This window comes from Elusimicrobiota bacterium, from assembly GCA_018816525.1.
GTDB lineage: Bacteria > Elusimicrobiota > Endomicrobiia > CG1-02-37-114 > XYA2-FULL-39-19 > OXYB2-FULL-48-7.
In genome coordinates, this window is the sequence record JAHIVV010000078.1 from 1 (window position 1) to 6,797 (window position 6,797).

The 6,797-nt window shown below is 39.8% G+C and carries 10 protein-coding genes; 3 read left to right on the forward strand and 7 right to left on the reverse strand.

All coding sequences use genetic code 11. From position 1 onward, the window contains the following. The first annotated feature begins 310 nt into the window (after window positions 1–310). From KKH91_07580 to KKH91_07590, 3 genes are all read left to right on the forward strand, one after another. The gene (locus tag KKH91_07580) at window positions 311–496 is read left to right on the forward strand and encodes a hypothetical protein (GenBank protein ID MBU0952662.1); all 186 of its coding nucleotides are present in this window, start codon (window positions 311–313) and stop codon (window positions 494–496) included. Between the two features lie 63 nt (window positions 497–559). After that, window positions 560–853: an AbrB/MazE/SpoVT family DNA-binding domain-containing protein gene (locus KKH91_07585; GenBank protein MBU0952663.1), complete on the forward strand. Its 294-nt coding sequence runs from the start codon at window positions 560–562 to the stop codon at window positions 851–853. Further along, on the forward strand, window positions 844–1,119 hold the full coding sequence (locus tag KKH91_07590) for a hypothetical protein (GenBank protein MBU0952664.1): 276 nt from the start codon (window positions 844–846) through the stop codon (window positions 1,117–1,119). The genes KKH91_07585 and KKH91_07590 overlap by 10 nt, the downstream gene beginning before the upstream one ends. Window positions 1,120–1,268: 149 nt before the next feature. Here KKH91_07590 and KKH91_07595 read toward each other — a convergent pair whose 3' ends face one another. The 7 genes from KKH91_07595 to KKH91_07625 all read right to left on the reverse strand — a co-directional run. After that, window positions 1,269–2,126 (reverse strand): IS3 family transposase, encoded by an 858-nt coding sequence (locus KKH91_07595; protein ID MBU0952665.1) that lies wholly within the window; start codon window positions 2,124–2,126, stop codon window positions 1,269–1,271. A 31-nt stretch (window positions 2,127–2,157) separates the two neighbouring features. Continuing rightward, complete coding sequence (locus tag KKH91_07600) at window positions 2,158–2,424, reverse strand: transposase (protein ID MBU0952666.1); 267 nt, start codon at window positions 2,422–2,424, stop codon at window positions 2,158–2,160. 163 nt (window positions 2,425–2,587) lie between these two features. Further along, the gene (locus tag KKH91_07605; protein ID MBU0952667.1) at window positions 2,588–2,875 is read right to left on the reverse strand and encodes a GIY-YIG nuclease family protein; all 288 of its coding nucleotides are present in this window, start codon (window positions 2,873–2,875) and stop codon (window positions 2,588–2,590) included. Then, the gene (locus KKH91_07610; protein MBU0952668.1) at window positions 2,868–4,070 is read right to left on the reverse strand and encodes an ABC transporter permease; all 1,203 of its coding nucleotides are present in this window, start codon (window positions 4,068–4,070) and stop codon (window positions 2,868–2,870) included. The genes KKH91_07605 and KKH91_07610 overlap by 8 nt, the downstream gene beginning before the upstream one ends. After that, window positions 4,070–5,269 (reverse strand): ABC transporter permease, encoded by a 1,200-nt coding sequence (locus tag KKH91_07615; GenBank protein MBU0952669.1) that lies wholly within the window; start codon window positions 5,267–5,269, stop codon window positions 4,070–4,072. The genes KKH91_07610 and KKH91_07615 overlap by 1 nt, the downstream gene beginning before the upstream one ends. Continuing rightward, window positions 5,266–6,225 carry an efflux RND transporter periplasmic adaptor subunit gene (locus KKH91_07620; protein MBU0952670.1) on the reverse strand — a complete coding sequence of 320 codons (960 nt, stop codon included), beginning with the start codon at window positions 6,223–6,225 and terminating at the stop codon, window positions 5,266–5,268. The genes KKH91_07615 and KKH91_07620 overlap by 4 nt, the downstream gene beginning before the upstream one ends. Next, window positions 6,222–6,797: TolC family protein (locus tag KKH91_07625; GenBank protein MBU0952671.1), on the reverse strand; the 576-nt coding region annotated here is incomplete at its 5' end. The genes KKH91_07620 and KKH91_07625, both read right to left, overlap by 4 nt.

Genomic DNA, 6,797 nt, shown 5'->3' on the forward strand with positions numbered 1-6,797 from the left:
AATTGTCCGAATAATGTATGATGATTCATAAGCCTGAACCTCCTTGTAGACCCGACGGTAATCGGGTTTTGGTATGGTTTTGAATCACACCATTATAGGGAATAGTTCAGGCTTTTTCAATCCTAATTTGGACACACGTGATTACAAACCTTTCTTACGAAAAAGGATTGCATGAAATTCACCGGCATTATTATGAACTCATTTAATGACGAGATAATATCCAGGCATTGCGCAGATGGTACACCTGAAAATACGGTAAATAGGCTTAATCTTGTATATAAAGCTGTAGAATATTACCTAGATGCCTTTGATGAAGCAGAGAAAAAAGGGCAAAATATTAAGCGATGGGCATTGCTATGAAATCGGAAAAGCTATATATAAACGGTTCTTTAATGACGATGATATCACGCATGAACATCTTGTCCCTGTAATCGCGATGTACATGAACAGCATTATTCTTATTTCAAATCCAGCTTATTTCCCAAAAAACCCTTGACATTATAGCAATAGTAAGTTATACTTATAGTAAGCAAAGATGATACAAAGGAGATTAAACGCTATGAGAACAACAACTATTAGGCCGCTGGGCCCGAGAAATCAGGTTACAATACCATCAGAAATATTGAAGCAGTTGCACATGAAAGCTCATGATTTGGTTAGTTTTGTATTAACTAAAGAGGGTTTATTGATGAAACCGGTTGAAATAGTAGATAAAAATGACTCTTGGGAAAAAAATGAATTAGCCGCTATTGAAAAACTAATCCATACCCAGGTAAAAGATAAGGATTATGTAAAAATATCTGATTCGGAAGAAGCAGTATCATATTTAAAAAAGAGAATTAAATGCAAGTAATATACCTTAAATCTTTTACTAGAACCTTTGATTCTCTTACTTATCAAGAGCAATTGAAAACCACAGATACTATTGAAGAATTACTAAACGCCCTCGGGAGAAAAATCCAACCAACCAGGGGGTTAGGTATAAAGAAAATAGGCAAAAACCTTTGGGAAGCAAGGGCAGATATCCGGATAAGAATATTGTTCACTGTTTTACATGATACAATATCTTTCGTGTTTGCCGGCTCGCATGACGAAATAAGAAGATACTTGAAAATATAGAATATGGACAAAAATAGTAACTGGCTATGACAAACAAAATATTAAATAAAAAATTGTGTTGCTGTTAATCCTATTCATGGTAAAAACCTTGTTTAGATCCTACCATATATGGTATATAGTTCAGTCAAGTAGACATGCAGGAATTAGTATTATGCTGACAAGGCATTGAAATTATTGAAACTGGCTTCGAACTCATTTGGCGGAACATAACCTAACGAAGAATGAAGCCGTTTTGCATTATACACTTGTTCCAGAAAATACGGGACTCGTTCTATGACATCATCTATCGTCTGATAATCGTTCAAATATACTTCTTCATATTTAAACGTTTTGAAGAAACTTTCTGCGGTTGCATTATGGTACGGGTTTCCTCTATCAGACATACTGCTACGGATATTATGATCTTTCAAAATATTCACGTATTCTTCTGAGGCATACTGAACACCTTGGTCCGAGTGATGAATGCATCCTGGCAAAGGTTCTCGTTCCCTAAGCGCCATATTAAGCGCTTCTGTTGCTAAAGACGCATCCAAAGACAGTGACAAGGCATATCCTATCACTTTACGTGAAAATAAGTCAAGAATTGCCGACAGATACACAAATCCCCGGGCAAGGTGAATATACGTGATATCTGCAACCCATATTTGATTCGGTGCCATTGGGATTATGTCTTTTATCAGGTTCGGATATCTCCGGAAATTGTGTTTTGAATTTGTTGTTGTCCGATACGCCCTTGGTTGTTTGCACTGGAGATCCATTTCATGCATAAGGCGCCCGATACGTTTATGGTTCACCCGGTATCCTTCACGGTGCAATTGTTTGGTTACGCGCCTTTCTCCGTAACCAGGAAATTCTTCAACGATCTTTTCTATTCGTTCTTTTAGCTTTGATTCAGCAGCATTTTGCTCTGCAGATTTCTTTGTTTTATAGTAATACGTGCTCGCAGGGATATTCATCAGTTCACACCCCCGTCGCGTGGTTTCAACAAACAGCTGGTGCTCTTTGATAAACTTTCTTTTTTCTTTGCAAGTTCCCGTTTTACTCTATCGTTTTTTTTAAAAACTCGATTTCCATCGCTTGCCGGCCTACCATTCGTTCCAGTTTCTCTATTTTTTCCTGGAGTCCGGCTTCGGTGGTAGGTTCATTGTTCAAACGGCCATGTTCAAAGGCTTCAGTCCAGTGTTGCAGCAAGCTGTAGGATATTGAGTGTTTTCGGCATATTGCAGCCTTGCTTAGCTGTCCACTTAATGCGTCTTCTACTACTTCGCGTTTCTGTTCTTTGCTGAATTTTCTGTAGCTAACCATACAAGAGCCTCCTTTTTAAGGTCTCTTGTCAGCTATTATACTAATTTAGTGTCCAGTTTTTGGGGTACAGTCCAGGGAAATTATTAGTCAGAAAAGAGGATTAATTGTCAAGTGATTTCTGAAACTATTCAAAGAAAAAACCGGCTCTGACCCGCAGACAACCTTAAATCTTTAATTTCTTTTTCCTGATTTTCCATCGGGATCTTACTAACTTCCACTTTTTTGTCCGCGGATACCTTTTAATTTCCCTTTCGCGTATTGTAGCTGTGGACCTGTTTTTGCTTGTCTCCCAATAAATACACTTTACAGGCGCCCTGATTGCCGTATATTTTGCGCCTTTGCCTGTATTGTGTTCCTTAATCCTTCTCTTCAGGCCGGTTGTTATTCCTGTATAAAATGTTTTATCGCAGCATCTTAAGATATAAACAAAATATGGCTTTTTTTTATTCATATCTCAGCGCATAAATCGGGTCGGTTTTTGCGGCTTTCATTGCAGGATAGGTGCCGGAGAATATTCCAATGGCGCTTGAAAAAACAAAAGCAATTATCATGGACGCCATTGAGGCTTTAAGAGGAAAGGGAACAAACGGAGCTATAGCGAAAATTATCAGGACTGAAAACAAAATACCCAGCAATCCTCCGCTGACTGCTATGAATGTGGATTCCAAAAGAAACTGCAACAGGATACTGTAAAATGTTGCGCCTACGGATTTTCTGATTCCGATTTCTTTAGTTCTCTCCGTGACTGTGACGAGCATAATATTCATAATACCGATTCCGCCGACAAAAAGTGAAATTCCGGCAATCGCGCCCGTTACAAGGCTTAATACGCTTGTGAATTTATTGAACATATCAAGCGTATCGCCCTGGGTAGTTATAGAAAAATCTTCCTTGTTCATCTCTTTCAGAAGAATTCTTTTTGTTTCCTGCACAGCCTTGGGGACATCTGCCGCGTCAGTTATTTTCATGGTAATCTGCATTACATCATCCGATCCGCCGAGCTTATGCGCCGTTGTAATGGGAAGGCAGATACTGTCATCAATATCCATGCCGAGCATCATGCCTTTTGTCTTCATCACACCAATAATTGTGAATTTCTCGCCTTTAATAGATATTTGTTTGCCTATGGGGTTGGAACCTTTGAATATATTTTTTACTACAGTTGAGCCGATCACTGCAACTTTTTTTGCTGTTCTTACGTCGTCTTCCCTGTAATAACTGCCGTATTCTACCGGCCAGTTATATATTTCCTGCATGTTCGCGCTGTAACCTACTACAAACGCCACAAACCTGCTTTCCCTCTTATATTTTGCTATCACGCCCATTATGTCATATTCCGCGGTTCCCACAGCACCAAAGCTGGAACGGGATTCAAGCAGGGCGACATGCCTTTCTCTCAGCTTATTTACGGTATAAGTTCCCGGAGGCCCGCTTTGCGCTTCCATGTTACCGGGGAATATATAATAAGTATTCGCGCCTAACGATAGTATTTCACTTTCGACTTTTGCTTTTGTTCCTGTTATCACCGAAACAAGCAATACTATGGCCATAACACCAATAATCACGCCAAGCATGGTTAAAAATGAACGCATTTTATTTGATTTAATGCTGGCAAACGCAGAAATTAAAATATCTAACGGGTTCATTACTCATACCTCAAAGCAATGATGGGGTCAATTTTTGCGGCTTTGAGAGCCGGATAGGTGCCAAAAAATATTCCGGTTAAACTGGAAAACACAAAAGCGATAATAACAGAAGGTATAGACACTTTTAACGGAAAGGATATAAATGGGCCTACGGCTAAAATCATCAAGGATGCAAGCAATATGCCCACCAGCCCGCCGGCTACCGCAACAACAATTGACTCAACGATAAACTGTTCCAAAATATCTCCGAAAGACGCGCCTACAGCCTTTCTTATCCCGATTTCACGGGTTCTTTCCTTTACGGTTACAAGCATAATATTCATAATACCGATTCCGCCGACAAAAAGTGAAATTCCGGCGACACAGCCCATTACTACGCTTAAAACATCTGCAAATGTCTTGAACATTCCCAGGAGTTCTGCCTGGGTTGTGATACTGAAGTCTTCCTTGTCCATCTCTTTCAGCAGTATTCTTTTTGTCTCTGCAACCGCCTTGTCCATATTCTTAGGGTCCGGGATTTTAAGCATTATCTGGTTTATAGCGGTAGTGCCGGACATATCGAGCGCGGCTGTTATGGGCATTACTATCAGGTCATCGCTGTCCCGGCCGAAAGATTTCCCTTTTTTTACAAACACGCCTATTATTGTAAACTTTTTTCCGGAAACATAAATTTCTTTGCCTAGGGGTCTGGCCCCGCGGAAAAAATTATTCACGATAGTCGGGCCGACAACACAAACTTTTCGCGATGAATTCACGTCATCGGAACGGAAAAAATTTCCTGTTTCTACGGGCCAGTTTCTTAAATCGGGGAACCGTTCATTTGTACCTACTAATATTGAGCTATTTGTACTTTTATTCTTATATTTGACCAGTACGCCCATATTCATGTAGGCAGGCATGGCTTTTGCGCCATAGCTGGAGCGCGCTTCCAAAAGATCTATCTGGTTCAGTCTGAGTTTATTGATTGCATATGTTCCCGGAGGACCGTGCATTTCTTCGTTATTTCCGGGGGCAATCATGAAAGTGTTGGTCCCCAAAGCCTTTATTTCATTTTCGATATAGTCCTGGGTTCCCGCAACGATGGAAACCAGAAGAATGATGGACATTACCCCTATGATTATGCCCAGGGTAGTAAGGAGTGACCGCATTTTGTTTGCTTTAAGGCTGGTAAAAGATACGGAGAAGTTTTCTAAATTCACTTAATTTTTACTTTCTGTCCGTCTTTAAGTTTGGAAGTATTATTTTCTATCACAGTTTCGTTTTCGTTCAATCCGGAAAGTATTTCTGTATTATCATAATTTTCCAAACCTGTAACAATAAATTTCTTTTTAAGCATATTTTTTTCTACTGTAAAAACATAGTTTCTGCCCTCTTCTTCCCCGATTGCCGTATAAGGAATCATAAGCACATCATTTTTTTCCGCGACTTTAACATTTACATCGCAGGTCATGCCCAGCCTCAAGGTTACTCCGGAAACAGGATAGAACTTAACTTTGACCTGATAAGTAATACCCTTTTCTTTCACTTCCAGACTGGAACGCGAAATAAATAAAACTCTGCCGGTTAATTTAACATTTTTGTAGGCATCAAGCGAAACTTCGGCGGCTTGCCCTACTTTAACATTTCCGATGTCTGTTTCGTCAATATTGGTTTCTACTATCATATCATTTAAATCGGCAAGCAAAAACGCAGGAGTCCCGCTGATCAGCATTTCACCGGATTCTACAAACTTTTTCGCTATGGTGCCGTAGAAAGGAGCTTTAATAAATGTATTTTCCCACTGTTCTTTGGCAAGTTCTACCTGCTGGCTTGTCACGTAGCCTTTCTCACCAAGAGCTGCCAGGCGCTTGTAATCTTTTTCAGCTTGACCATAGGAAGAAAGTTCCAGCAGAACCTGCCCCTTGTCAACCGCCTGATTCTCATCTACAAAAATTTTCTCAACTTTTCCTGAACCTGCGGCAGCGAGGTTGGCTTCATTGTTTGAACGGATAGTACCGTTAGATGTGATAGTAACAACCATTAAACCTTTATGCGCTTTTGCGGTTTTTGTTTCATTTCCATTCTTTTTCCCGCACATTGAGATAGAAATTACCAATAACAGCAATACTACGATAGCGCCAATAATAAAGTATTTGTTTTTAATCATTTTCATCATCTTATTCCTCCTGTTGCATATTCCAGATCATTTAAAGCAATATGATAAGCAAATAAAGCCTGCTGAAGTTCAATTTCACCATTGGATTTTTTTGTTTGCGCTTCAATGAGATCAGTTAATGATGCCATTCCCTCTTTGAATTTTGCGTTGATAGCGTCAAAGTTGATTTCCAGGTATTGCCTCTTTTTATCCGTAGCGTCAAAATTCTGTTTTTGCTCCAGGGCTTTATAATAATTCGATTTTACCTGTATAAAAATATTCTGCTTTATCTGTTTTATATTCTGCCTGACGCCTGCAAGGCCGGCTCTGGCTGATTTTACTTTTGCATAGTCCGCTCCACCTTTAAAAATAGGCACTGAAAGGCTAACCGCTGCCGACCAGGTATCCAATCCCGGAGGATACGTGTTGCCCTGCAGATCATAGGAACCATTTGCACTTAATGAAGGAAGCCACTCGCTGTAGGCTCCTTTAACATCCTTTTGGGCAAGCTTTTCCTGCAGAACCAATTCCTGAAAATCTAACCGCAAAGCAACAGCTTTTTCTTTGCATTCTTCATAATTCTTGAAATTCAG